This is a genomic window from Haematobacter genomosp. 1, assembly GCF_002196855.1.
Taxonomy (GTDB): domain Bacteria; phylum Pseudomonadota; class Alphaproteobacteria; order Rhodobacterales; family Rhodobacteraceae; genus Haematobacter.
The window spans coordinates 1-23,853 of the sequence record NZ_NIPW01000005.1; the positions used below are offsets into that span (position 1 = coordinate 1).

At 67.2% G+C, this 23,853-nt stretch carries 20 protein-coding genes; 8 read left to right on the forward strand and 12 right to left on the reverse strand.

Annotated features, from left to right (window positions below):
• Nucleotides 1–801: 801 nt before the first annotated feature.
• From CDV49_RS02180 to CDV49_RS02190, 3 genes are read right to left on the reverse strand one after another with little or no spacing between them, the layout of a single operon-like run.
• Nucleotides 802–1,578 (reverse strand): MetQ/NlpA family ABC transporter substrate-binding protein, encoded by a 777-nt coding sequence (locus CDV49_RS02180; protein WP_088213945.1) that lies wholly within the window; start codon nt 1,576–1,578, stop codon nt 802–804.
• Nucleotides 1,579–1,601: 23 nt separating this feature from the next.
• Complete coding sequence (locus CDV49_RS02185) at nt 1,602–2,276, reverse strand: methionine ABC transporter permease (RefSeq protein ID WP_088213946.1); 675 nt, start codon at nt 2,274–2,276, stop codon at nt 1,602–1,604.
• Nucleotides 2,245–3,348, reverse strand: coding sequence for a methionine ABC transporter ATP-binding protein (locus tag CDV49_RS02190; protein ID WP_088213947.1), 1,104 nt, complete (start codon nt 3,346–3,348; stop codon nt 2,245–2,247). The genes CDV49_RS02185 and CDV49_RS02190 overlap by 32 nt, the downstream gene beginning before the upstream one ends.
• Nucleotides 3,349–3,776: 428 nt before the next feature.
• Between CDV49_RS02190 and CDV49_RS02195 the strand changes: the two genes are divergently transcribed.
• The gene (locus CDV49_RS02195; protein WP_088213948.1) at nt 3,777–5,246 is read left to right on the forward strand and encodes an amino acid permease; all 1,470 of its coding nucleotides are present in this window, start codon (nt 3,777–3,779) and stop codon (nt 5,244–5,246) included.
• Nucleotides 5,243–6,121, forward strand: coding sequence for a universal stress protein (locus CDV49_RS02200; protein WP_088213949.1), 879 nt, complete (start codon nt 5,243–5,245; stop codon nt 6,119–6,121). Before CDV49_RS02195 ends, CDV49_RS02200 begins: the two co-directional genes overlap by 4 nt.
• 50 nt (nt 6,122–6,171) lie before the next feature.
• Here the strand turns inward: CDV49_RS02200 and CDV49_RS02205 are convergent, their stop codons facing one another.
• Nucleotides 6,172–6,606, reverse strand: coding sequence for an Lrp/AsnC family transcriptional regulator (locus tag CDV49_RS02205; protein ID WP_088214174.1), 435 nt, complete (start codon nt 6,604–6,606; stop codon nt 6,172–6,174).
• A gap of 119 nt (nt 6,607–6,725) precedes the next feature.
• On the opposite strand from CDV49_RS02205, the gene rocF reads away from it, so the two are divergent.
• Both rocF and CDV49_RS02215 read left to right on the forward strand, forming a co-directional pair.
• Complete coding sequence (gene rocF / locus CDV49_RS02210) at nt 6,726–7,652, forward strand: arginase (protein WP_088213950.1); 927 nt, start codon at nt 6,726–6,728, stop codon at nt 7,650–7,652.
• Between the two features lie 6 nt (nt 7,653–7,658).
• Nucleotides 7,659–8,705 (forward strand): ornithine cyclodeaminase, encoded by a 1,047-nt coding sequence (locus CDV49_RS02215; RefSeq protein ID WP_088213951.1) that lies wholly within the window; start codon nt 7,659–7,661, stop codon nt 8,703–8,705.
• A 9-nt stretch (nt 8,706–8,714) separates the two neighbouring features.
• On the opposite strand, the gene CDV49_RS02220 is transcribed toward CDV49_RS02215, so the two are convergent.
• The 5 genes from CDV49_RS02220 to CDV49_RS02240 form a co-directional block, all read right to left on the reverse strand.
• Nucleotides 8,715–9,782 (reverse strand): AI-2E family transporter, encoded by a 1,068-nt coding sequence (locus CDV49_RS02220; RefSeq protein ID WP_088213952.1) that lies wholly within the window; start codon nt 9,780–9,782, stop codon nt 8,715–8,717.
• 130 nt (nt 9,783–9,912) lie between these two features.
• Nucleotides 9,913–11,070 carry an Hsp70 family protein gene (locus CDV49_RS02225; RefSeq protein ID WP_088213953.1) on the reverse strand — a complete coding sequence of 386 codons (1,158 nt, stop codon included), beginning with the start codon at nt 11,068–11,070 and terminating at the stop codon, nt 9,913–9,915.
• 84 nt (nt 11,071–11,154) lie between these two features.
• Nucleotides 11,155–11,895: an ABC transporter permease gene (locus CDV49_RS02230; protein WP_088214175.1), complete on the reverse strand. Its 741-nt coding sequence runs from the start codon at nt 11,893–11,895 to the stop codon at nt 11,155–11,157.
• Nucleotides 11,896–12,184: 289 nt separating this feature from the next.
• Nucleotides 12,185–12,952, reverse strand: coding sequence for an ABC transporter ATP-binding protein (locus tag CDV49_RS02235; protein ID WP_088213954.1), 768 nt, complete (start codon nt 12,950–12,952; stop codon nt 12,185–12,187).
• Between the two features lie 6 nt (nt 12,953–12,958).
• Entirely contained in the window at nt 12,959–13,984 is a 1,026-nt protein-coding gene (locus tag CDV49_RS02240) for an ABC transporter substrate-binding protein (RefSeq protein ID WP_088213955.1), read from the reverse strand.
• Between the two features lie 260 nt (nt 13,985–14,244).
• On the opposite strand from CDV49_RS02240, the gene CDV49_RS02245 reads away from it, so the two are divergent.
• Nucleotides 14,245–15,258 (forward strand): zinc-binding alcohol dehydrogenase family protein, encoded by a 1,014-nt coding sequence (locus CDV49_RS02245; RefSeq protein ID WP_088213956.1) that lies wholly within the window; start codon nt 14,245–14,247, stop codon nt 15,256–15,258.
• A 263-nt stretch (nt 15,259–15,521) separates the two neighbouring features.
• On the opposite strand, the gene CDV49_RS02250 is transcribed toward CDV49_RS02245, so the two are convergent.
• Nucleotides 15,522–15,746: a hypothetical protein gene (locus CDV49_RS02250; RefSeq protein WP_088213957.1), complete on the reverse strand. Its 225-nt coding sequence runs from the start codon at nt 15,744–15,746 to the stop codon at nt 15,522–15,524.
• Nucleotides 15,743–15,928, reverse strand: a complete 186-nt coding sequence (locus tag CDV49_RS02255) for a hypothetical protein (RefSeq protein WP_088213958.1) — start codon at nt 15,926–15,928, stop codon at nt 15,743–15,745. Before CDV49_RS02255 ends, CDV49_RS02250 begins: the two co-directional genes overlap by 4 nt.
• Before the next feature lie 406 nt (nt 15,929–16,334).
• Between CDV49_RS02255 and CDV49_RS02260 the strand changes: the two genes are divergently transcribed.
• Nucleotides 16,335–18,656: a molybdopterin-dependent oxidoreductase gene (locus tag CDV49_RS02260; RefSeq protein ID WP_088213959.1), complete on the forward strand. Its 2,322-nt coding sequence runs from the start codon at nt 16,335–16,337 to the stop codon at nt 18,654–18,656.
• 506 nt (nt 18,657–19,162) lie between these two features.
• Here CDV49_RS02260 and CDV49_RS02265 read toward each other — a convergent pair.
• Entirely contained in the window at nt 19,163–19,972 is an 810-nt protein-coding gene (locus CDV49_RS02265; protein WP_088214176.1) for an IclR family transcriptional regulator, read from the reverse strand.
• Nucleotides 19,973–20,078: 106 nt separating this feature from the next.
• Here CDV49_RS02265 and CDV49_RS02270 point away from each other — a divergent pair, with 106 nt between their 5' ends.
• A complete protein-coding gene (locus CDV49_RS02270) occupies nt 20,079–22,235 on the forward strand; it encodes a malate synthase G (RefSeq protein ID WP_088213960.1) in 2,157 nt (718 codons plus the stop codon).
• Nucleotides 22,236–22,407: 172 nt separating this feature from the next.
• On the forward strand, nt 22,408–23,844 hold the full coding sequence (locus tag CDV49_RS02275; RefSeq protein ID WP_088213961.1) for an FAD-linked oxidase C-terminal domain-containing protein: 1,437 nt from the start codon (nt 22,408–22,410) through the stop codon (nt 23,842–23,844).
• Nucleotides 23,845–23,853 lie beyond the last annotated feature (9 nt).

Genomic DNA, 23,853 nt, shown 5'->3' on the forward strand with positions numbered 1-23,853 from the left:
GTCGGCAGGTCGGCAGGTCGGTGTGGCGTGACCTTCGGGTTGTGCAAAGGGGGGTGAGCATCAAGGTTGGACGCCCGCTGGACGGACCGGCGCGTTACTTGTCGGCTTTAGTGCGGCGTGGTGACTTGAGGAGGCGGCAGCAACGGCTGTCGCGGGCTTTTCAGGGACTGGTGGAAAGCACGGTGGAACTGGACTGCTGGCCGGATGTGCGAGGTCGGATGTCCAGGCTGGGCGCATCCGCTGCGGAAGGCCGGGTGTGCTATCACGAAGCCGAGGGAAGCAGGGAGCCGAGCGCGGGCACGCGGAGGAACCCACCGATGACTTGCACATTGGGAGAGGCCGCAAGGCAGAGGCGCGCGCGGAGGAACCCTTCTGATTGGCAAGGAGTATGCGCGTAAGGTCGGGCAGAGCCCCGCGCACACGCGGAGGAACCCCCGGCAGCAAGTCGCACACGCGCCGGTTAGGGCCGCGCGCGCGGGAGAACCCCTGCGTCTGGAATGAGTGAAGAGGACCGTACGTCAGAACCGCGCGTGTGCGGAGGAACGCTTCGGTGCTGGGTGGACGAGCAGCGTCGATCCAGAGCCGCGAGCGGAGGAGCCCGGTCTGCGGGTGCGTCGATCGCCCCGCGGGGGTAGGGCCGCGCGCACACGGAGGAACCTGCTTCGTGGATCAGACCGAGGGATATGCAGCCTCAATCCGAGAGAGGCGGATCGGAGCGCGACGGCGTTCACAGGGGAGCCAGGCGGACCGGAGGCATGAGGCCCCCGGCCGCGGGATTTCCGGGAGGAAACCGGGGAGAGATTACCAGGCGGTGATGACCGAGCCGTGGTATTTTTCCTCGATGAAGGTCTTGATCTCCGGCGAGTGGTACGCCTCGATCAGCGCGGGCAGCCAGTCGGCATGTTCATCGGCCCGGCGGACCACGATGACATTGGCATAGGGGCTTTCGGCCTTTTCCCGCGCGATGGTGTCGGTCTTGGGGTTCAGACCGGCAGCCAGCGCGTAATTCGTGTTGATGATCGCCACGTCCGCATCGGGCAGCGAGCGGGGAAGCTGCGCCGCGTCCAGTTCGAGGAAGGTGAACTTCTTCGGGTTCTCGGTCACGTCGAGCACGGTCGGCACAAGGCCCGTGCCATCCGCCAGCTTGAGCAGCCCCAGATCCTGAAGCAGCAGGAGCGCCCGCCCGCCGTTGGTGGGATCGTTCGGGATGGCGATCTTGGCGCCGTCCTTCAGCTCATCGAGCGATTTCAGCTTGCTGGAATAGATGCCCATGGGCGTGGTGATCGTCTTGGCGACCGAGACAAGATCGAAGCCGCGGTCCTTGATCTGGTTGTCGAGATAGGGCTGGTGCTGGAATGAGTTCGCGTTCAGGTCGCCATCGGCCAGCGCCTGGTTCGGCACCACGTAGTCGGAGAATTCGGCCACTTCGATGTTCAGCCCCTTGGGCTTCGCGACCTTCGCGACTTCTTCCATGATCTCGGCATGTTCGCCCGGAGACACGCCGACCTTGATGTCGGTGGCGAAGGCGGCGACCGCCGAAAGCGCGAGGGCGGAGACGAAGGTTGTGAGACGCAGCATGGGAATACCTCTTGCGTGTGAAATCAGCGGCCGCGGTTCTTTGCGGCGCGTTTGTCGAGACGGGCGGCGATGAATTCCCCCACCGTCTGCACGAGTTGCACGAGCACGATCAGGATGATGACGACGACCAGCATCACCTCAGGCATGAAGCGCTGATAGCCGTAGCGGATGCCGAGATCGCCCAGCCCCTTGCCGCCCACCGCGCCCACCATGGCCGAATAGCCGATGAGGCTGACCACGGCGAGAGTGAGGCCGAGCGTGATCCCCGGCAACGCCTCCGGGATCAGCACCTTGCGGATGATTTGGAGGGGGGTTGCGCCCATGGCGCGGGCGGCTTCGATCAGGCCGCTGTCGATCTCGCGGATCGCGGTTTCCACCAGCCGCGCGATGAAGGGTACGGCGGCGATCGTCAGCGGCACGATGGCCGCGGTGGTGCCGATGGATGTGCCGACGAGCGCGCGCGTGAGGGGGATGATCGCCACGACGAGGATGATGAACGGCACCGAGCGGGTCGCGTTCACGATGAGCCCCAGCACCCCGTTCACCGCCGGAGAGGACAGGATCTCCCCCCGCCGCGACGTGGCGAGGAAGACGCCGAGCGGCAAGCCGACGAGCGTGCCGAACACGGTGGACATCGCCACCATGTAGAGCGTCTCCAGCGTGGACTCATAGAGAAGGTTGATCAGCACGGGAGACATAGCCCAGCACCTCCGTCAGTAGTCCGTGGGATTCAAGAAAGCCGCGCGATGCCTCCCCCCGCTCCGCCGGAACGGAGACGATGAGGCTGCCGAAAGGATGCGGGCCGATCTCCTCGATCGCGCCGGCGAGGATGTTTACCGGCACGCCAAGCTCCACTGTGAGGCGGGCGAGCATCGGGTCCGTCGCATGGCTGCCGGTGAAGGTGATCTGCATCACCTCCTCCGCCGCGCCGGTTCCGGCCTCGGGCCGGATGCGGTCGGCGATGAACCGGGGCAGGGCGACCCCGGTGATGCCTGTCAGGAAGGAGCGCGTCGTGGCATGGGCGGGGCGGGAGAAGACGGCATAGGTTTCCCCCGTCTCCACGAGGCGGCCCTTGTCGAGCACGGCCACATGGCTCGCGATGTCGCGCACCACGGCCATTTCATGAGTGATGAGCAGGATCGTCAGACCCAGTTCCCGGTTGATGTCGGAGAGCAGCGCCAGCACCGTGCGCGTCGTCTCCGGGTCGAGGGCGGAGGTCGCCTCGTCAGAGAGCAGCACCTTGGGGCGGGTGGCCAGCGCGCGGGCGATGCCCACCCGCTGTTTCTGCCCGCCCGAGAGTTCGGCGGGATAGCGGCTCCGCTGGTCGCCAAGGCCGACGAGGTCGATCAGCTCGTTCACCCGTGGCGCGATCTCTGCGGGACGGGTTCCGGCGATCTCCAGCGGCAGGGCGATGTTGTCGAACACCGTGCGGGAGGCGAGCAGGTTGAAGTGCTGGAAGATCATGCCCACTTCGCGCCGGATCTGGCGCAGCTCGGCATTGCTGGCCGCGCCCACGTCCCGGCCGCCGACCAGCACCCGGCCCGTCGTCGGGCGTTCCAGCCCGTTGACCATGCGCAGCAGCGTGGATTTCCCCGCGCCGGAGCGGCCGATGATGCCGGTGATGTCGCCGGGCGCGACGGTCAGGCTCACGTCCTCCAGTGCGGTGACGGTCCCGCTGCCGCGCTTGGGATAGGACTTGCCGACCGCGTCGAACACGATGGCGGCGCCTGCCGCTGTCGTGCTGTCTGCCGGGTGGTCGGTCGGTGCCATCGCTTTTCCCTTCGGGTTTCGGACTGTCCGGCCATCAGCCGGTCGGCGGGGGATAGATCGTAACTCCTCCCGCTGCAATGCCGGGCAGGGCCGAGGCGCGACGGAGGGACGGGATGCCGCGGGGAGAACGGGCGCGTTTGCCCCGCCCCGGCCCGATCCTGTCGCGACAGGGCGGGGGCCACGGGAAACAATGTTCGCCGCGGGAGGGGAAGCGGCAAACGTCATCATTTTTTACCATCCGGTCCGCTGGCCCGCGCCCCGCCGTATCTTCCCCTTCACATGCAGTGCCGCGGCCACGGCGCAAGGGTTCGTGCGCTGGAATGCGAATGAATTGTCGCAGGCAGGCCGCGCCGCGCTACTCTCCAACAGAGCCTACTTTCCAAGGACAAGCCGCAGAGGGCGCGGCGCTGACGAGGGACTGACACAGCATGGCCGCATCCGTGCCCCTGCTCCGGCGACTGACCCGGACGAAAAGCATCGACCCGACCATCGACGGCGAAAAGACAGGGTCCGAACATCTCGGGCGGTCCATCACGCTCTTTCAGCTCATCATGTTCGGGGTGGGAGCGACCATCGGCACCGGGATTTTCTTCGTGCTGAGCGAGCAGGTGCCGGTCGCCGGGCCTGCCGTGCTCATCTCCTTCCTGCTGGCGGGCGTCACCGCCGGGATGACGGCGCTCTGTTATGCGGAGATGAGTTCGATGATCCCGGTGTCGGGGTCGTCCTATTCCTATGCCTATGCGACGCTCGGCGAGGGGACCGCCTTTCTGGTGGCCGCCTGTCTGGTGCTGGAATACGGCATCTCCGCCTCTGCCGTGTCGGTGGGGTGGAGCGAGTATCTGCACAACCTGATCTGGAACGTGACGGGTCATGAACTGCCGCGCTGGATGCTGTCGGCGCCGCTGCTGGCGGATGGCTATGACCTGCGCTTCGGCGGCGAAGGGCTGATCAACCTGCCCGCGGCCGTTCTGGTGTTTCTCTGCGCGCTGCTGCTGGTCCGGGGGGCAAAGGAATCGGCGCGGCTCAACGCGATCATGGTTGTCATCAAGCTTGGCGTTCTGGTGCTTTTCATCGCCATCGCGCTGACGGCGTTCAACGCCGACAACATGACCCCCTTCGCGCCCCACGGCTTTGGCGGGATCAGCGCGGCGGCGGGTTCCATCTTCTTCACCTTCGTCGGGCTGGATGCGGTTTCCACCGCGGGGGAGGAAGTGGAGAACCCGCGCCGGAACCTGCCGCTGGCGATCATCTGCGCGCTGCTGATCGTGATCACCTTCTACGTGCTCGTCGCCTTCACGGCGATCGGGGCGCAGGCTCCCGACCAGTTCGAGGGGCAGGAAGCGGGGCTGGCGCTCATCCTTCAGAACATCACCGGATCGCGTGTTCCGGCCATCGTGCTGTCGGCGGGGGCGGTGATCTCCGTCTTTTCGGTGACGCTGATCGTGCTCTACGGCCAGACGCGGATCCTGTTCGCCATGTCGCGGGACGGGATGCTGCCGCCGATCTTCCACCGCGTCGATCCGCGCACCATGACGCCGGTGGCCAATACCTTCATCGTGGCCACGCTGGTGGCGCTGGTCGCGGCGTTCGTTCCCGCGGCGGTGCTCTGGGACATGACGAGCATGGGCACGCTGATCGCCTTCACGGTGGTGTCGCTCGGCGTCATTATCCTGCGCTACCGAAACCCCCATGCGCCGCGGGGGTTCAAGGTGCCGTTCTTTCCCGTGCTGCCGATCCTGTCCATCTGCTGCTGCCTTTACCTCATCGCGAACCTTTCATGGATCGTGTTCGAGCTGACGGCGATCTGGGGGACGCTGGCGACGATCTTCTACTTCACCTATTCCGTCCGCCATTCGCGGCTGGAGCGCGAGCAGCAGGGGACGGAGACGGGGGAATGATGCTTCTCGTGGGTCTTTCGGCCGATGACGGCGGGCGCGAGGCGCTGGGGCTGGCGGGCATCATGGCACAGGCTTCCGGGGGGCGGATGGTCGTCTGCACCATCGCGGCAGAGGGCTGGACGACGCCCTCATCCGCGCGGGTGGATTACGAATACGCCCGTTTCCTGCGCGAACATGCAGACCGCACCCAGGAGGCAGCGCGCGCGCTTCTCCCCGAGGGGCTGGAAGCGGAATTCGTCACGCGGACCGCTCCCTCCGCCGCCAAGGGCCTGCTGGCTACGGCGGGGGATATCGGCGCGGATTACGTGGTGCTGGGGTCTGCCGCCTCCGCCCCGCCGGGACGTTTCGCAGAGGGTCCGACTGCGACGGAAGTGCTGCACGGGGCGGGCGTCCCCGTGGCGCTGGCCCCGCGCGGCGGGCTTCTCCCGGGTGTCGCGCTTCGGCGCGTGAGTTGTGCCGTGCCCGCGACGGAGGCCGCCCATTCCATCGCGGAGCGGGCGGGCGTGGTGGCGGCGGCGCTGTCGCTGCCGCTCCGAGTGCTGACTTTCGTGACGCGGGCGAACCAGATGTATCCGACGGGGGCGGGCTATCACGCGGAGCACCTCGTCAGCGGGGAGTTCCGCCGCCATGCCGAGGCGCTTCACGCAGCGATCCGGGAGCGCTGGACATCGCCCGTGCCGCTGGAGACGCGGATCGGGCGCGGGGCGGGCTGGCAGGAGGCGCTGGACGACGTGGGCTGGGAGGAGACGGAACTGCTGGTCATCGGGTCGAGCGTGTATGGGCCGCTGCTGAAGGTCTTCATCGGGTCGAATTCGGGGCGGCTTGTGCGCCTTGCCCCCGTGCCGAGGGTGGTGTTGCCGCGCTGGATCGCGTGAGCCGCGCTGGCGGTTCCGTTGTCCTGCCTGCGTTCCGCTCAGCCCTCCGGTCAGCGCGAACTCAGCGGACGGCGCGTGGAGAGCAGCAGGTTGGTTTCGCTGGTGGTCACGCCTTCGATACGGCGGATGCGGGCGATGACCTCATCCAGCTCGGCCAGCGTCTCCGTGCCGATCTCCGCCACGATGTCCCAGCGTCCGTTGGTGGAGTGGACGGCCTGCACCTCCGCCATGCCGAGGAGCCGCCGCGTGATCCGGTCCGCGCCGCGCCCCTCGATCCCGATGAGCATGAGGCCCCGGACAGGTGCCTGCGTCACATCGGCCCGCGTGAGCACCGTGAAACCGGCGATGTCGCCCCGCGCCACCATGCGGTCGATCCGCGCCCTCACCGTCGCCCGCGACAGGGTGAGCGCCGCGGCGATCTCCGAATGCGAGGCGCGCCCGTCGCGCCGGAGCGCCGCAAGGATATGCTGGTCGATATCGTCCATGCCCATACTGGCGATTATAGTAATCAAGATGGACAGTTGTGCACGCGTTTCGCGCAAATTTACAGCGGAAATTGCCATCACCCCGTTACCATATACAGAAAAGCGGAAGGAGACTGCTCGTGGCGAAACCCTGCATCCTGATCGGAGCGCCTATCGACAGCGGACAGAAGAACGCCGGTTGCCTGATGGGGCCGGCGGCCTATCGCGTCGCGGGCATTTCCCGGACGCTGGAGGATCTGGGCCGGACCGTGGTGGACCGTGGCGATGTCGTTCCCGCCGCGCCCGCGCCGGTCAGCGTGGCCAATGCCGCCGTGCATTCCCTGCCCGAGACGATCGCCTGGACCGCCGCGCTTTCCGCCGCGGTGGAGGAGGCGATGGGCGAGGGCTTTCCCATCGTGATGGGGGGCGACCATTCGCTCGCGCTCGGATCGGTGGCAGGGGTCGCCGCCCATGCGAAAGCGGCGGGGCGGCCGCTGTTTCTGCTGTGGCTGGATGCGCATTCGGACTTTCACACCCTGGAGACGACCGAGTCGGGCAATCTCCACGGCACGCCGGTGGCCTATATCGCCGGACGTGACGGGTTCGGGCCGTTCCCGCCGTTCCCCGCGCCCATTCCGGCGGAGCGGATCTGCCTGTTCGGCATCCGCTCTGTCGATCCCGCGGAACATGCCGCCCTCCTCCGGCATGATATCGCGATCAACGATATGCGGGTGCTGGACGAGCGGGGCATCGTGGCGCCGCTGTCCGAGTTTCTGGACCGGGTCCGGGCGGAGAACGGGCTGCTCCATGTCTCGCTGGATGTCGATTTCCTCGACCCCTCCATAGCGCCCGCAGTCGGCACCACGGTTCCCGGCGGCGCGACCTTCCGCGAGGCGCATCTCGCGATGGAGCTGCTGCATGAGTCGGGCCTCGTGACCTCGCTCGACCTTGTCGAACTCAATCCTTTCCTCGATGACCGGGGCCGCACGGCGCGGCTGATGGTCGATCTCGTCGCCAGCCTCATGGGTCGGAAGGTGTTCGACCGCCCGACCCGCAGTTTCGGATGATCTGACATGACCCTTGCTCCCTCTCCCCGCGCGCTCGTTCCCTTTGTCTCCGTGGCCGACATGATGCGGCTCGTCCATGCCATCGGCGTGGAACCGATGCTGACCGGCATCGCCGGGACGATCGAGGAGGACTTTCGGCGCTGGGAGGGTTTCGAGCGGACGCCGCGTGTGGCCAGCCATTCGGATGTGGGGGTGATCGAACTCATGCCCACGTCCGACGGCGAACTCTACGGGTTCAAGTATGTCAACGGCCATCCCAAGAACACGCGGGAGGGCCTGCAGACGGTGACCGCCTTCGGGCTGCTGGCGAAGGTCTCCAACGGCTATCCCGTCCTGCTGTCGGAGATGACGCTGCTCACGGCGCTCAGGACCGGGGCGACATCGGCGGTGGCGGCGAAGTATCTGGCGCCGAAGGGCGCCCGGACCATGGCGATGATCGGCAACGGGGCGCAATCGGAGTTTCAGGCGCTGGCCTTCCGGGCCGTGCTCGGCATCGACACGCTGCGGCTTTACGACATAGACCCCGCGGCGACGCGGAAGTGCCGTGCCAATCTGGTGGAACAGGGCTTCCACGTTACTGCCTGCGATACGCCGGAGGCGGCAATCGAGGGCGCGGAGATCATCACCACCTGCACGGCGGACAAGCAATATGCGACCATCCTGACCGATAACATGGTGGGCGCGGGCGTGCATCTGAACGCCATCGGCGGAGATTGTCCCGGCAAGACGGAACTCCACCGCGACATCCTGCTGCGCTCCGACATCTTTGTGGAGCACCCGGAGCAGACGCGGGTGGAGGGGGAGATCCAGCAGCTCGACCCCGACCACCCCGTCACCGAGCTGTGGCAGGTCATCACGGGCGCAGCGCCGGGGCGCCGGGAGGCCGCGCAGATCACGCTTTTTGATGGTGTGGGTTTTGCGATCGAGGATTTCTCGGCCCTGCGTTACGTTTACGAGAAGTCCGGCGCGCTTGGAATGCGTCAGGATCTGGACCTGCTGGCCGATCCCGACGATCCGCGCGATCTTTACGGGATGCTGATGCGGAGCCGCTAATCCGCTCCGCTACTCCTCAGCCGTTGTCTCCGCCCGGTCATCACCGCTGAAAAGCGACCAGACCGCGATGAAGAGCGCGGCGATCAGCGGGCCGATGACGAAACCGTTCATCCCGAAAAGTGCGAGCCCCCCCAGCGTCGAGACCAGCACCATGTAGTCCGGCATCCGCAGATCCTTGCCCACCAGCGGCGGCCGGAGCAGGTTGTCCACCAGCCCGATGACGAAGACGCCGACCCCAACCAGCAGCGCTCCTTTGAGATAATCTCCCGTCATGAAGAAATAGACGGCGACCGGCCCCCAGACGAGTGCTGCCCCCACCGCGGGCAGGAGCGAGAACACGGCCATCACCACACCCAGCAGCAACGCGGCCTCCACCCCCATGAGCCAGAGCGTGACCCCGCCTATCGCCCCCTGAACGAGCGCGATGATGAGGTTGCCCTTCACCGTCGCCTTCACCGCGGAGGCGAAACGGCTGCCGATATATTCGGTGTGCTTGGGATTGAGCGGGCTGGAGCGGCGGAGCTGGCTGACGATTTCCGGCCCGTCGCGGAACAGAAAGAACAGGACGTAGAGCATGACGCCCAGGCTCACCGTGAACTGGAGCGTGTCCTGCCCGATGGAGACCAGACGGGTGGCGATGGTCTGGCTCGCGCTGGCAAGGAAGGAGGTCACGCGCTGCTGGATGTCCTCCAGGCTGCCGATCTGAAGCCCTTCCAGCGCCCGGTTGACGAAATCGGGCATGCTTTCGCGGAAGGTGTTGAAGACTTCGCTGAAATCGATCTGCTGGCTGGAAAGCCGCTGGTAGAGGCTGGCCGCCTCCGCCGCCAGAAGGCCAAGGATGATGACGCCCGGAATCACCACGATGCAGACGCAGACGAGCAGACTGCCCAGAGCGGCATAGCCGCGACGCTGGTTGAGCTTCGCCGTGAGCCAGCGTTGCAGCGGATTGAACAGGATGGCGAGGATCACCGCCCAGAGCACCGCGCCGTAATAGGGCAGGAGGAGCCAGGCGAAGGCGATGGTGACAAGGACGATCAGGGTGACGAAGCTGGCCCGCTGAACGGACGGCGGCGTCATCGTCCAGCCCTCGTCTGGCGGTGCATTCGCCTGTCGGCGGCTGCCGCGATCCGATCGCCGTTCGTCATCTCTGTCCCTCGCGTTTTACTTGCCATGCAGGATAGCGCGATCCCGCCCGCGAGAAAGGCCGTCAGGCGACGGGTTCTTCCGCGAGGGCGAGGGCGAGGCCATCCACCACCGCCGTAAAGGCATGCGAGCGTTCGATGCGGGCGGCGGGGCACAGGCGGCGGGCCTCCTCCGCCACAAGGCGCATGAGGCTGGAGCCGCCGACGAGGATGACGGTGCCGACGCTTTCCGGCGCAATGCCGGCGAGATGCAGCGTGTCTGCCGCGGCTCTGGCCAGTTCGGCGCGGTGATTTTCGAGCGCCTTGTCCAACGAGGCGCCGGTGACCACGGGGGCAAGGCCGCGCTCGATCATGCCCATGTCGATGACGCCCGCACCCTCCGGCCCGTTTGCGGCGATCTTGCCGTGCTCTACCGCGAAGGCGAGTTCGTGGCCCAGCTCCTCCTCCAGCACAGCAGAGAGACGCTCCAGTTTCTCCGGCTCCGTCGCGAGACGGACCATCCGCGCGACCTCCCGGCGGTTCTCCGGCGTATAGACGAAGGGGATGCGGCTCCACGTCGCCAGATCGACATAGAGCGCGTTCGGCATGGGCAATGTGCCCGGTCCGATCTCCCGCCGCAGGCTGCTGCCGTGGCCGAGTTCAGGCATCGCATGGGAGAGCGAGACGGATTCGTCGAAATCCGTGCCGCCAAGCCGAATGCCGTGGCTGGCAAGGATGCGGAGCCTTCCGTCCTCCATCCGGTAGACGGAGAAGTCGGACGTGCCGCCGCCGATATCGACGACCAGACCGACCTTCCCCGTGGCGCCAAGCCCGTGGCTGGAGAGGGCCGCGGCCTCGGGTTCCGGCATGAAACGGACGGAGGTGAAGCCCGCCGCGGCATAACAGGCCGCGAGGTCGGCCTCCGCCCGCTCCTTCACGGTCGAGAGGAAGGCGGTGACGACATCGGCCAGCGTGCGGCGCCGCCCTCCGATGAGCCGGGAGTCATGGAACAGCGCGGTGCCGAGGACGCTTTTCAGCGCGCGCATGTAGCGCCCTTCCTCTCCGGCGATCAACGCCTCGCCCGCCGCCTCGCCGATCTTCATCGCGCCGCCCCGCGCGGGAAAGAACACGGCGGTGGGCAGGGTGTCGCTGTCCGCTTCGAGCGGCAGGCGGCGCAGCCCCTCCGGCGTCAGGATGGCGACGGCGGAATTGGATGTCCCGAAGTCGATGGCAAGCGTCGGCATCTCTGTCTCCCGTGGCGGCGCGAAGGAGGGGAGGTATCAGAGAAGCCGGAGCGGGTTCAACCGCAGATCCCGTCAGCGCCAGGCTCAGCGCCAGGCAAGGAAGCGCTTCTCGATCAGGCCGATGACGAAATTCACGATCAGCCCCATGAGCGACAGGATCGTGACGCCGGCAAAGAGCTTCTCCAGATCGTAGAGCGACCCGGCTTCGAGGATATAGGAGCCGATGCCGTATTGCGCGCCCAGCATCTCCGCCGCGACCAGCAGGATGATGGCGATGGAGATGGATACCCGAAGCCCCGAGAGGATGGCCGGGAAGGCGCCCGGCAGCACGATCTTGCGCACGATCGACCACCATGACAGGCCGAAGCTCTGCCCCATGCGGATGAGCGACCGGTCCACGTTATCCACCGCCCCATAGGTCGCCACCACCGTGGGAGTGAAGGTGCCGAAGGCGATCAGCGCGTATTTCGATGTCTCGTCGATGCCGAACCAGATCACGAAAAGCGGGAGCAGGGCGATCTTCGGGATCGGGAACAGCGCGGCCACCAGCGGGACCAGCCCGGCGCGGACATAGCTGAACAGCCCGATCATCACGCCGACGGAAACGCCCACGACGATGCCGAGGCTCGCCCCCACGAACAGACGGTGGAGCGAGGGCAGCAGGTGACGCCAGAGGTTTCCGCTCTGCCACAGTTGCACCAGCGTCTCCAGCACCGCGGAGGGCCGGGGCAGGGTGAGGCTGGAGATGACGCCCGTGCGGGTGCCGACTTCGGCCAGCAGGAGGATGAGCGCAAAGAGGGCGAGCGCCACGCCGCGCACTGGCATGGGCGCGAAGCCGCCGCCGCGAAACGGGACGGGCCGGGTCTCTGCCGCCGCAGTGCCGGAGCGGCCCGGGATCGCGGTTGGCGTATCGGAGCCCGCGCCCGCCGTGGCAGTATGAGGCGCAGGTTCGGAGGATGTCGCGGCCTGCAACGCGGCGGAGGAGGGCGCGTCTGTCCGTGCTGCTGCGGGCGCAAATACTCTCGGCGCGGATGCGGGCTGCGGGTTCGGGGCGCTGTGGTCGGTGGCTCCGTCGATGTCAGGCATCGGCACGGTCGTCGGGCGGCGGGTCGGATCAGCCATTGACCAGCTCCTTGTCAGCGGCGGCGGCCTCATCGCGCATGAGCGACCACAGCTGTTGCTGCTTGGCCTCCAGCGCGGGATCGCCCAAGCGGCGGTCAGCGAGGGGGGTGTCGATCTCCACGATCTCCCGGATCCGGCCGGGGCGGCGGGAGAGGACGACGACCCGGTGGCCGAGCCGCACCGCCTCGTTCAAGTTGTGCGTCACGTAAACGGAGGTGAAGGGCTGACGTGTCCAGAGCGTGACGAGATCGTCCATCAGCAATTCGCGCGTCTGGCTGTCGAGCGCGGAGAGCGGCTCGTCCATCAGCATGACGGCCGGGCGGACGGCCAGCGCCCGCGCGATGGCGACCCGCTGGCGCATCCCGCCGGAAAGCTGCTTCGGCAGCGCCTTGCGGAAATCGCTGAGCCGGGTGCGGGCGAGCACGTCGGTCACGATCTCCTCCACCTCCCGGCGGGGCAGGCGATGATCCTCCAGCACGAGGCGGATGTTGCCCTCCACGCTCCGCCACGGCAGCAGCGCGAAGTGCTGGAACACGTAGGTGAGGGGGTTCAGCGATCCCGCGGGCGGCGCCCCGATCTGGAGCACCTGCCCGGACGTGGGCCGCTCCAACCCGCCGAGGAAGCGCAGAAGCGTCGACTTGCCGCAGCCGGAGGGCCCGATGAGGCAGAGGATCTGTCCCTCCGGTATCTCCAGGGAGATGTCGCGCAACACCTCCACCGGCCCGTAGGAATGGCTGATCTGGTCGAGCTTCAGGTCCATGGCGGGTCAGAGCGTTTTGACGTAGCTGGTATCGAACAGCTGCGCTTCGGTCACGGTGTCTTTGACCATGCCCTCCGACCTGAACCAGTTGAGCTGCTCCACGCAGCTTCCGAGCGAGAGCGCGAGACCCGGGTTGATCCGCATCGCGCCGTCGATCAGGTTCTGCTTCGCCGTGTCGAACGGGCTGTCGCTTTCCACATATTTGTGAACGATCCGGGCCAGCGCGTCGCGCTCCTCCTCCGTCGCGGTATTGTCCACGAAGGCCGCGTTGTAATCGGCGATCGCGCGGGAATAGGCGGCGACGAAAGCCTCCGTCATCGCCCGCTCCTCCGCCGCGTTCCGGGTGGAGGTGAAGGCGGTCGTCACCTGGTAATCGGGCGCGTAATCGGAGACGAGGCCGATCTGCTGGGCCGCATTCTCCCGGATCATCTTGCGCGCGACGTTCGGCTGAATGGCCCAGGCGTCGATCTGCCCGGTGGAGAGCGCGCCCACGATGGCACCGAGCTTCTGGAGCGGGCGGAGCTGGATCTCGTCCATCGGGATGTTGTTGGCCTGTGCGATCTTGTGCGCCATGAAGTGGAAGGACGACCCCGCCGTGGTGATGCCGAAGCTGTGGCCCCCGAGCTTGGAAGGATCGGTCAGCCCTGCCTCATGCGCCTTGTTGGAGGCGAGGATGACGTTGCCGACAAGGCCCTTCTCCTCCGACAGCGCGCCGCCGATCACCTTGATCGCGTCCTTCTCGGCAAGGCTGATGAGCCCGCCGCTCATCGCCGTGACGCCGAAATCGGCATCGCGGGAGGCGATGGCGACCGCCATGGGCTGCGCCGCCTCGAAGAATTTCAGCTCGATGTCGAGACCCGCGTCCTTGTAGTAGCCGCGCTCGAAGGCGATGAAGCTCGGCGCGTGGCTGGCAAGGTGCAGGACGGCAAGATTGCGTGTCTGGGCTGCCCGCGCGGGCAGGCCGACCGCTGCAGCGGTGCCAAGCGCGCCCAGGCCGATCAGCGTCTGGCGGCGGTTCAGGGTGATGGTCATCGTCTCTCCTCCTCCGGTCGTGTCGCGCGGGGAGGTCTTCCCCGGCACGGGTCGTGCGCCGCGCCTCGTCGCGGGGCCAGAGGCACGGGGGAGGGCGCAGCTTGCGTTCCCCATGCCCTCCTGCGGCAGAGAATGCAATGCCCATTGGCTTTTCGCGGGTGCAAGGGGCGGTCTCAGCTACTGTGCGGCTTGCCTTCGCGGGGTTGCGGCGGCACTGTCGCCCGACGCCGGAGGGGCGGATGCGAGAGGGAGACAAGCCGATGAAAGCCATTGGATACCGGGAGCCGGGCGCCATCGACCGGGGGGACGCGTTGCAGGATATCGAGCTGCCCCGGCCCGTACCCGGCCCGCACGATCTGCTGGTGGAAGTGGCGGCGGTCTCCGTCAACCCTCTCGACACGAAGGTGCGGCGGCGGGCCGGAGCCGGGGGCGACGGCTGGAAGGTGCTGGGCTGGGATGCCGTCGGCCGCGTGGTGGAGACGGGGGCGGCCGTCACCGCCTTCAAACCGGGGGACGAGGTCTGGTATGCCGGCTCCATCACCCGTCAGGGGAGCAACGCGGAGTTCCATCTGGTCGATGAGCGGATCGTCGGGCGGAAGCCTGCCAGCCTGTCGATGGCGGAGGCCGCGGCGCTACCGCTGACCGCGATCACGGCGTGGGAGATGCTCTTCGATCGGCTGGACGTGCGCCGTCCCGTGCCGGGGGCGGCGAATGCCATCCTCATCATCGGCGGGGCGGGGGGCGTCGGCTCCATCGCCATCCAGCTGCTCCGCGCACTGACGGATGTGACGGTCATTGCCACCGCCTCCCGCCCCGAGACGCAGGACTGGGTGCGGCAACTCGGCGCGCACCACGTGATCGACCACCGCCAGCGGCTTGCCCCGCAGGTGGAGGCACTGGGGATCGGCGCGCCTGCATGGGTCTTCTCCATCACCCAGAGCGGCGCGCATGCGGCGGAGGCGGCAGAGGCCATCGCGCCGCAGGGCCGCTACGGGCTGATCGACGATCCGGTCGGGTTCGACATCCTGCTGTTCAAGCCGAAGGCGGTGTCGGTCCACTGGGAATCCATGTTCGCGCGCGCCGTCTTTCAGACGCCGGATATGGGAGAGCAGGGCAAGCTGCTGACGCAAGTCGCCGACATGGTGGACGCCGGTCGCCTTCGCACCACGGTGACGGAGGTCATGCGACCGATCAACGCTGCCAATCTGAAAGCGGCACATGCCAAGATCGAGAGCGGCACCGCGCGCGGCAAGATCGTTCTTGAGGGATTTTAGCAGGCTGCTGGAAAAGGCTTTCAGGTCTGCATTGAGGCGAAGATCATTCGCATCTGACGAAATACAGCCGGAAATTGACGCGGTTCTGGTCATCCGGGAGCCGATTTGCCAGTTTCCAGAGTATGACAGTCAGGACTTTTACGGCAGCCTGCTAGAGCCAGCGGACTGCCTTCGGGCCGGGCCGAACTCGGCTTCGCCCGCCTGCTGCCGCCCCGGGGAGGAGCGCGCCGCTTCCCGGGGCCTTGCAGGAGGAGCGCGAGTGCTCAACCGCCTTCCCGTTCCGATTGGACGCGCTGCGTGTTTGAAGGATGCTGCGGGGTTCCGGGAAGCACGGTTGCTGTCTGAACCGGGCTTAACAGGCTGCGGAAAAGGCTTTCCAATTCTGCGATGGCGCTGAAATCGTTCGCGAGGTGACCAATCCGGCCGAAAATCCATTCATTTCCGGCGAACCCGGGCCGACCTTCCGGTTGCCGGGCATGGCGCTTCAAGTCTTTTTCATCGGCCTGCCAATGGTTTCCGTGATTGCCTCAAGGGTCTGGCCTTTCCACATACCAGAAAATCCACCGCCGCCGGGCAGGACAGCTTCCGGCGGACTCGGGTCGGCCACATCCTCTCGTGTCCTCAATTCGGTGATCCGCGCGAGGGCGATCTGCGAGGAGCGGCTTGTCATCGAAACGCCTTTGCCTCCGTGGCGCGCTGGCACAGCCCCTCCCGGGGTTCCGGCGCAGGAGACTGGCGCGAGTACGCTCGCCCCGCATGGGCCGCGTGGAAGGGGTTGCCGCCAAGGGCTGCGGCGGGACGGGCGGACGGAGAATCATCGGCGCGCGCGCGTTCAACCCTTGCGGGTGGTGCAACCCTGAACTGGCGTGCGGCGAGGGCGTGCCGTTTTCAAGGCGGATCGCTGCGCGGTGCTCCTGTCGCGCGCGCAGCGGGATCCCTTCGTCATGGAGCGACGATTGTCATGGTGTTGTCGTGCCGGTTGTCATGGCGGTTGTCATGGGGGCCCCTTGCGGCGGCGCTTGGCGGGGTTATGGTCGTCGCACCCGCAGGGCTGCGGGATCCAACGGGGGCCAACCATGACAGACGCCATTCGCCGCGTGCCGCATTGCAGCCACTGGGGCACCTATTCGATCCTTGTAGATGGCGGGGTCGGTGGTGGGCGCATCGTGGGGGTGGAACCTTATGGCGACGATCCCTCGCCCTCGCCCATCATCGCCTCGGTGCCGGACTGGGCAAAGCCGGAGCGCCGCATCCTGCGCCCCATGGCGCGGGAGGGCTGGCTTGCGGCGAAGCGGGCGGGCCGGGTTCCCGATGGTCTCGGGCGCGGACGCGAGCGGTTTGTGCCGCTGGACTGGGACGAGGCGCTGACGCTTGCCGCCGGAGAGATCGACCGGGTGCGGCTGGACCATGGCAATGACGCGATCTTTGCGGGTTCCTATGGCTGGACATCCTGCGGCCGCTTCCACCATGCGCCGAGCCTGCTGAAGCGGATGCTGAACCTCGTCGGCGGCTACACGGGGCATGTAGATACTTACTCTGTCGCGGCGGGGCCGGTGATCCTGCGCCATGTCCTCGGCTCGGAGGATGCCTGCGCGGGCAGGGCCAACACGCTGGACAGCGTGGCGGAGCACACAGAAACGCTCGTCGTCTTCGGCGCGCTGACGCCGCGGACGGCACAGAACGAAGCGGGTGGCATCGGCGCGCACCGGCTGGAAGGATATCTCGCGCGGATGGTCGAGCGGGGGGTGCGGATCGTGCTCGTCTCTCCTTCCCGCGATGATCTGCCGGCCTGGGTGCCCGCGGAATGGTGGCCGATCCGGCCCAATACCGATACCGCGCTGATGCTCGGCCTGGCGGGGGAGATCGTTCTGGCGGGGGGCGAGGACAGGGACTTCCTTGCCCGCGCCACGAGCGGGTCGGAGGTCTATCTCGACTATCTGAAGGGCGCGGACGGCGTGCCCCGGAATGCCGAATGGGCGGGCGCGATCACCGGCTTGGACGCGGGCGCGATCCGGGCGCTGGCGGCGGCGCTTCCGCGGACGCGGTCCATGCTGACGGTGAGCTGGTCGCTGCAACGCGCGCATCATGGAGAGCAGCCGTTCTGGGCGGCGCTGGGGCTGGCGGCGGTCATCGGACAGATCGGATTGCCGGGGGGCGGGGTCGGCTATGGCTACGGCTCGCTCGGGGGGGTAGGCGCGCCGTTTGCCGTCTCGCGCTCGCCCGCGATCAGCCAGGGGCGCAAGCCGAACACGAGCTTCATCCCGGTCGCGCGGATCACCGATCTGCTCGAAAAACCCGGTGAGCCTTTCGACTACGAAGGCCGGACCTATCGCTACCCCGAAACACGGCTGGTGTTCTGGGCGGGCGGCAACCCGTTCCACCATCATCAGGACCTCAACCGGCTGGCGCTGGCCTGGCAGCGGCCGGAGACGGTCATCGTGCAGGATCCGATGTGGACGGCGACCGCGCTCCGGGCGGATCTGGTGCTGCCGGCAACCACCTCCATCGAGCGGAACGATCTGGCGGGCAACCGGCGATCGGACATCCTGGCCGCGATGAAGCAGGCCATCCCGCCGTTGGGCGAGGCACGGAACGACTACGACATCTTCGCGGCGCTTGCCGGGCGGCTGGGGGTCGGCGCGGCCTTCACCGAAGGGCGGGACGAGATGGGCTGGATCCGGCATCTCTATGAGGAGGCGCGCGCCGACGCGGCGACCCGCTTCGGCCACGAAATGCCCGGTTTCGATACCTTTTGGGAGGCAGGAACCACCAGCGTTCCCGTGCAGGCGGACCATGTCTATCTCGCCGCGTTCCGCGCGGATCCCGAGACGCACCGCCTGCCTACGGAGAGCGGACGCATCGTGCTGGGGAGCAAGCGGCTCGCCGAGCTTGGCTACGAGGATTGCCGCGCCCATCCGGCCTGGCTGCCGCCTGCCGAGTGGCTTGGGGGCGGAGCGCAAGGCTTTCACCTGATCTCGGGCCAGCCGGAGGGGCGGCTGCACAGCCAGCTTGAAAGCGCTGCCGCCAGTCGCGCTGGGAAGCGGTCGGGGCGCGAGCGGATGCGGATCCACCCCGAGGACGCGGAAGCGCTGGATATCGGCGATGGCGACGCCGTGCGTCTGTGGAACACGCGCGGCGCCTGTCTTGCCACGGCGGAGGTGACGGGACGCATCGCGCAGGGTGTCGTCTTCCTGCCGACCGGCTCCTGGCTCACGTCGCCGGATGACGGGCCGGAACTGTCGGGCAATCCCAACGTGCTCACGCTGGACATCGGCACGTCGCGCTTCGGTCAGGGCTGTTCGGCACATACCTGTGTCGTCAGGGTGGAGCCTTATCGCGGCAATGCGCCCGACCCCGCCGAGACCTATCTGGAGGAGCTGCGTCGCCGGACGGCGTAGAGAACGCGGGTTCCTCCCTTGCGCAGGCAGGGCAGGGGAGCGAGGCGTTCGGTTGCGGGTTGCGGGTTGCGGGTTGCGGGTTGCGGGTTGCGGGTTGCGGGTTGCGGGTTGCGGGTTGCGGGTTGCGGGTTGGTTCCGCAATGATCCCGGCCGGGATTGGTCCCCGGCTGGGGAAGGTGCGGATGCCGGAGGCAAAACCGCGAAAATTATGTGGAATTGTCTGTCAACTGGAGCGCCGCATCCGCTCTGGCAGGCTGCTGAAAAAGTATTCCGAGGTTTCTCCGGGGCGAAGATCTTCCCAACATGGTTGACGATCTCCCCGGAAACCGCAGTTTTTGTCTCGTGACCGGACCGATTTTCTGATTTTCAACGCGAGGCCGGGTAGATCCACGACTTTTTCAGCGGCTTGGTAGGGATTTTTCAGCCTGCCAATATGAGCGGCGGCCCCCCCCGGTCGCGTTTGGGCAGCGCGTAGCGTTCAGGGAGTATGTTGGAGCGCCGGTGACTCAGCGGAAGGCCGGTGCGGAGGGCTGCTGTCCCTCCGGTTGACCCTCTGGTTGGCCGCCGAGCGCTTCCGTCAGCCTTGCGGCCGCACCGGCGACACGACGGCCGAAATCCTCCACCCGGTCGGGCGGCATTCGGGCGGCGAGGCCGGAGATGGAAAGGGCGCAGGCCGCGTCTCCGTTCGGGTCGCGCACTACGGCGGCGACGCAGCGCAGGCCGGGAACGAACTCCTCGTCATCCACAGCGTAGCCCCGCGCGCGGATCGTCGCGATCTCCTGCATCACCGCCTTGGCAGAGGTCAGGCCCCGGGGCGTCACGGGCCTGATGCCGAAGCGGTCGATGAAGCGGGCGATCGCCTCGTCCTCCCACGTGGCGAGGATGGCCTTTCCCATGCCGGAGGAAAGCACCGGCGTCCGCCCCCCGGGTGCGGCGGTGGCACGGGTGATTTCCCGGCTCTCCGCCTGGCAGATGGTCACGACTTCCCCCTCCTCCAGAATGCCGAGATTGGCTGTTTCGCGGGTCTGGTCGCGCAGCTGGCGGAGGAAGGGCATGGCGGGGGCGATGAAGCTCCGCCGCGCCGAATAGGCCTGTCCCACGGCAAAGCTCTGCCGTCCGACATGCCAGCGGCCAGCGGCATCCGTCTGCACATAGCGGCGGCGTTCGAGCGTGGTCAGCAGGCGGTGAACGGTGGAGGCGGCCAGCCCTGCCTCCGCCGCGAGATCGGAAAGCCGCGCGCCGTCTTCCTGACGGGCCAGCAGTTCCAGCAGGGTGAGCGCCCGCTCTACCGACTGGACGGAGCCGTGATCTGCCATTTCCAGAATCGATTCCTGATTTTCCGCATCGTGGAAAAGTTTGCCGAAACCCCTGCCGCCACGCAACCCCCGGCCCTATGCTCTCCTCCAAGAGAGGGAGAGTCACATGACCAACCACCTGACCCGCGCGAACCTGAGCGTCGCGCCCGAAATCGTGTCCTTTGTCGAGGAGACGCTGCTGCCCGGTATCGGCCTGAAGGCCGAGGCGTTCTGGAAGGGCTACGGCGAGATGCTGGCCGCGCTCGCGCCGGAGAACCGCCGCCTTCTGAAGAAGCGCGAGGATATTCAGGCCAGGATCGACGCCTGGGTGCTGGAGCGCAAGGGCCAGCCGTGGGATGCCGCCGCCTATGAGGCCTTCCTGCGCGAGATCGGCTATCTGGTCCCCGAAGGCCCGGCCTTCACCATCGGCACGCCCGAGGTGGACCCGGAGATGTCTTCCGTGGCGGGGCCGCAGCTCGTCGTGCCGGTGATGAACGCGCGGTTCGCGCTCAACGCGGCCAACGCGCGCTGGGGCTCGCTCTATGACGCGCTCTACGGCACCGATGCGCTGCCCGGACAGGCAGAGGGCAAGGGCTACGACGCAAAGCGGGGCGCGCAGGCGGTGGCCTGGGCGGCGGATTTCCTCGACCGGACCGTGCCGCTCGCGGGAGCGGCGCATAAGGATGTCACCGGCTGGAAGCGCGACGGCGCATCGCTGGTGGCGCTGGTGGGGGATGCGGAACATCCCTTCGAGAATCCGGCGGTTTTCGTGGGTTTCACCGAAGACGGTGAGAAAAAGAGCTGGCTCCTGCGTCAGAACGGTCTGCATATCGAACTGGTGATCGACCCGGCCCATCCGGTCGGCAAGGCCAGCGCCTCCGGGCTGCGCGACGTGGTGGTCGAGGCCGCGCTGACCGCCATTCAGGACTGCGAGGATTCTATCGCCGCCGTGGATGCTGCCGACAAGGCGGAGGTCTATGGCAACTGGCTGGGCCTGATGACCGGAACGCTCACCGACACCTTCCAGAAGGGCGGCGAGACGATGACCCGCCGTCTGGCGGAGGACCGGACCTTCACCGCCCCCGATGGCTCCACGCTCACCCTGCCGGGCCGCGCGGTGATGTTGGTGCGCAACGTCGGCCATCTGATGACCACGGATGCGGTGCTGCTGGACGGGCAGGAAACGCCCGAAGGCATCATGGATGCGATCATGACCGTGGCCGCGGCGATGTATGACCTTCGCAAGAGCGAGGGGCCGCGCAACAGCCGCAAAGGCTCTGTCTATGTGGTGAAACCCAAGATGCACGGGCCGGAGGAAGTCGCCTTCGCCGACCGCACCTATGCATGGGTGGAAGATATCCTCGGCCTGCCGCGCAACACGGTGAAGCTCGGCGTCATGGATGAGGAGCGGCGCACGTCGGCCAACCTTGGCGAGTGCATCCGCGCGGTGAAGGACCGGATCGTGTTCATCAACACGGGTTTCCTCGACCGGACGGGCGACGAGATCCATACCTCCATGCAGGCCGGCCCCTTCATTCCCAAGGAGGAGATGAAAGGCGCGGCCTGGCTCAAGGCCTATGAGGATGGCAACGTCGATGTGGCGCTGGCCGATGGTTTCGAGGGGCGCGCGCAGATCGGCAAGGGCATGTGGGCGAAGCCCGATGCCATGGCGGAGATGCTGAAGGTCAAGATCGGCCATCCCGAAGCAGGCGCCACGACGGCCTGGGTGCCTTCGCCGACCGCCGCCGTCCTGCATGCCACGCATTACCACCTGGTCAACGTGGCCGACCGTCAGGAGGCGCTGAAGTCCCGCAAGCGTCCGGCGCTCGCTACCCTCCTCACGCCGCCGCTGCTGGCGGGACGGAACCTCTCGGCGGAGGAGGTGGCGCGTGATCTGGACAACAACTGTCAGGGTATCCTTGGCTATGTCGTCCGCTGGGTGGATCAGGGGATCGGTTGCTCCAAAGTGCCGGATATCAACGACGTGCCGCTGATGGAGGACCGCGCGACCTGCCGGATTTCCTCGCAATACGTGACCAACTGGCTGGTGCACGGGCTGGTGACGAAGGCCGAGGTGGAGGACGCGCTGCGCCGCATGGCGGAGAAGGTGGACCGGCAGAACGCGGGCGATCCGGCCTATCGGCCCATGGCTCCGGCCTTCGACGGGCCTGCGTTCAAGGCCGCGCATGACCTGATCTTCAAAGGGGTGGAGCAGCCTTCGGGGTATACGGAGCCGGTGCTCCATGCCCGCCGCCGGGAGGCGAAGGCGCTGCAGGCCGCCTGACCGTCGGAGTGACGCGGGGGTGGCACGGCCGAACGCGCGGTGTGCCACCCGCCTGACGGGAAGGGAACACCATCCCGCCGGCCCGTGAGGGTTTGGCGGATGGATTGAGGGGGTTGCGCGGTCCGCCGCGCGGCTCCACTGTGGCCTGTGGGAGCGAAGGGGAGGAGCCACCATGCAGATGCCGGAACCGAATGCGGCGATCCTGTCCCGCAAGGCTGCGGTCGTGGCGGCCCTTCGCGCCGCGCTGCCTGCGGATGCGGTGATCGACGATCCGGCGGAGACGCTGGCCTATGAATGCGATGCGCTTTCGGCCTATCGCTGTCCGCCGCTCGCCGTGGTGCTGCCGCGCACGACGGCGGAGGTCGCGGCGGCGCTGAAAATCCTGCATGCCGAGGGTGTGCCGGTGGTGCCGCGGGGCGCCGGGACAAGTCTCGCGGGCGGCTCCATGCCCACGGCGGATGCGGTGGTGGTGGGCCTCGCGCGCATGAACCGGGTGCTGGAGGTCGATTACGACGACCGTTTCATCCGGGTGGAGGCAGGACGCACCAACCTCTCCGTCACCGGGGCGGTGGAGGCGGACGGGTTCTTCTATGCGCCCGACCCCTCGTCGCAGCTTGCCTGCGCGATCTCCGGCAATATCGCCATGAATTCCGGCGGGGCGCATTGCCTCAAATACGGGGTGACGACCAACAACCTGCTGGGCGTCACGCTGGTGACCATGGCGGGAGAGGTTGTGACAATCGGGGGGCCGTGGTCCGACGCACCGGGGATCGACCTGCTCGGCGTCGTCTGCGGCTCGGAGGGACAGCTCGGGATCGTGACGGAGGCGTGGCTGCGCATCCTGCCCAAGCCCGAAGGTGCGCGCCCCGTGCTGATCGGCTTTGCCGCGAACGAGGTGGCGGGGGCCTGTGTCTCCGACATCATCCGGGAGGGCGTGCTGCCCGTGGCCATCGAGTTCATGGACCGCCCCTGCATCGTGGCCACGGAAGCCTTTGCCCATGCGGGCTATCCCGACTGCGAGGCGCTCCTGATCGTGGAGGTCGAGGGGTCGGAGCCGGAGATCGCGGAGCAGATCGCGCTGATCCGGGCCATCGCGGAGCGCCACGACCCGGTCGAATTCCGCGAGGCCCGGACCGAGGATGAGGCGCGGCGCATCTGGCTTGGCCGGAAATCCGCCTTTGGCGCGATGGGCCAGATGGGCGATTACATGTGTCTCGACGGCACCATTCCCGTTAGCGCGCTGCCGGAGGTGCTCCGCCGGATCGGCGACATGTCGCGCGATTACGGGCTGGATGTGGCGAATGTGTTCCATGCGGGCGACGGCAACATGCACCCGCTGATCCTGTTCGATGCGAACAAGCCCGGCGACCTGCAGCTTTGCGAAGCGCTCGGCGCGGATATCCTGCGGCTCTGCGTGGAGGTCGGCGGTTGCCTGACCGGCGAACATGGCGTGGGTGTGGAGAAGCGCGACCTGATGGAGGCGCAGTTCAACCCCGACGATCTGGAGGCGCAGTTGCGGGTGAAGGACGTGTTCGACCCGAAATGGCTGCTGAACCCGGCCAAGGTGTTCCCGCTGCATGTCACCGCCTCGCGCCGTGTCGCGGCCTGAACGGAGACG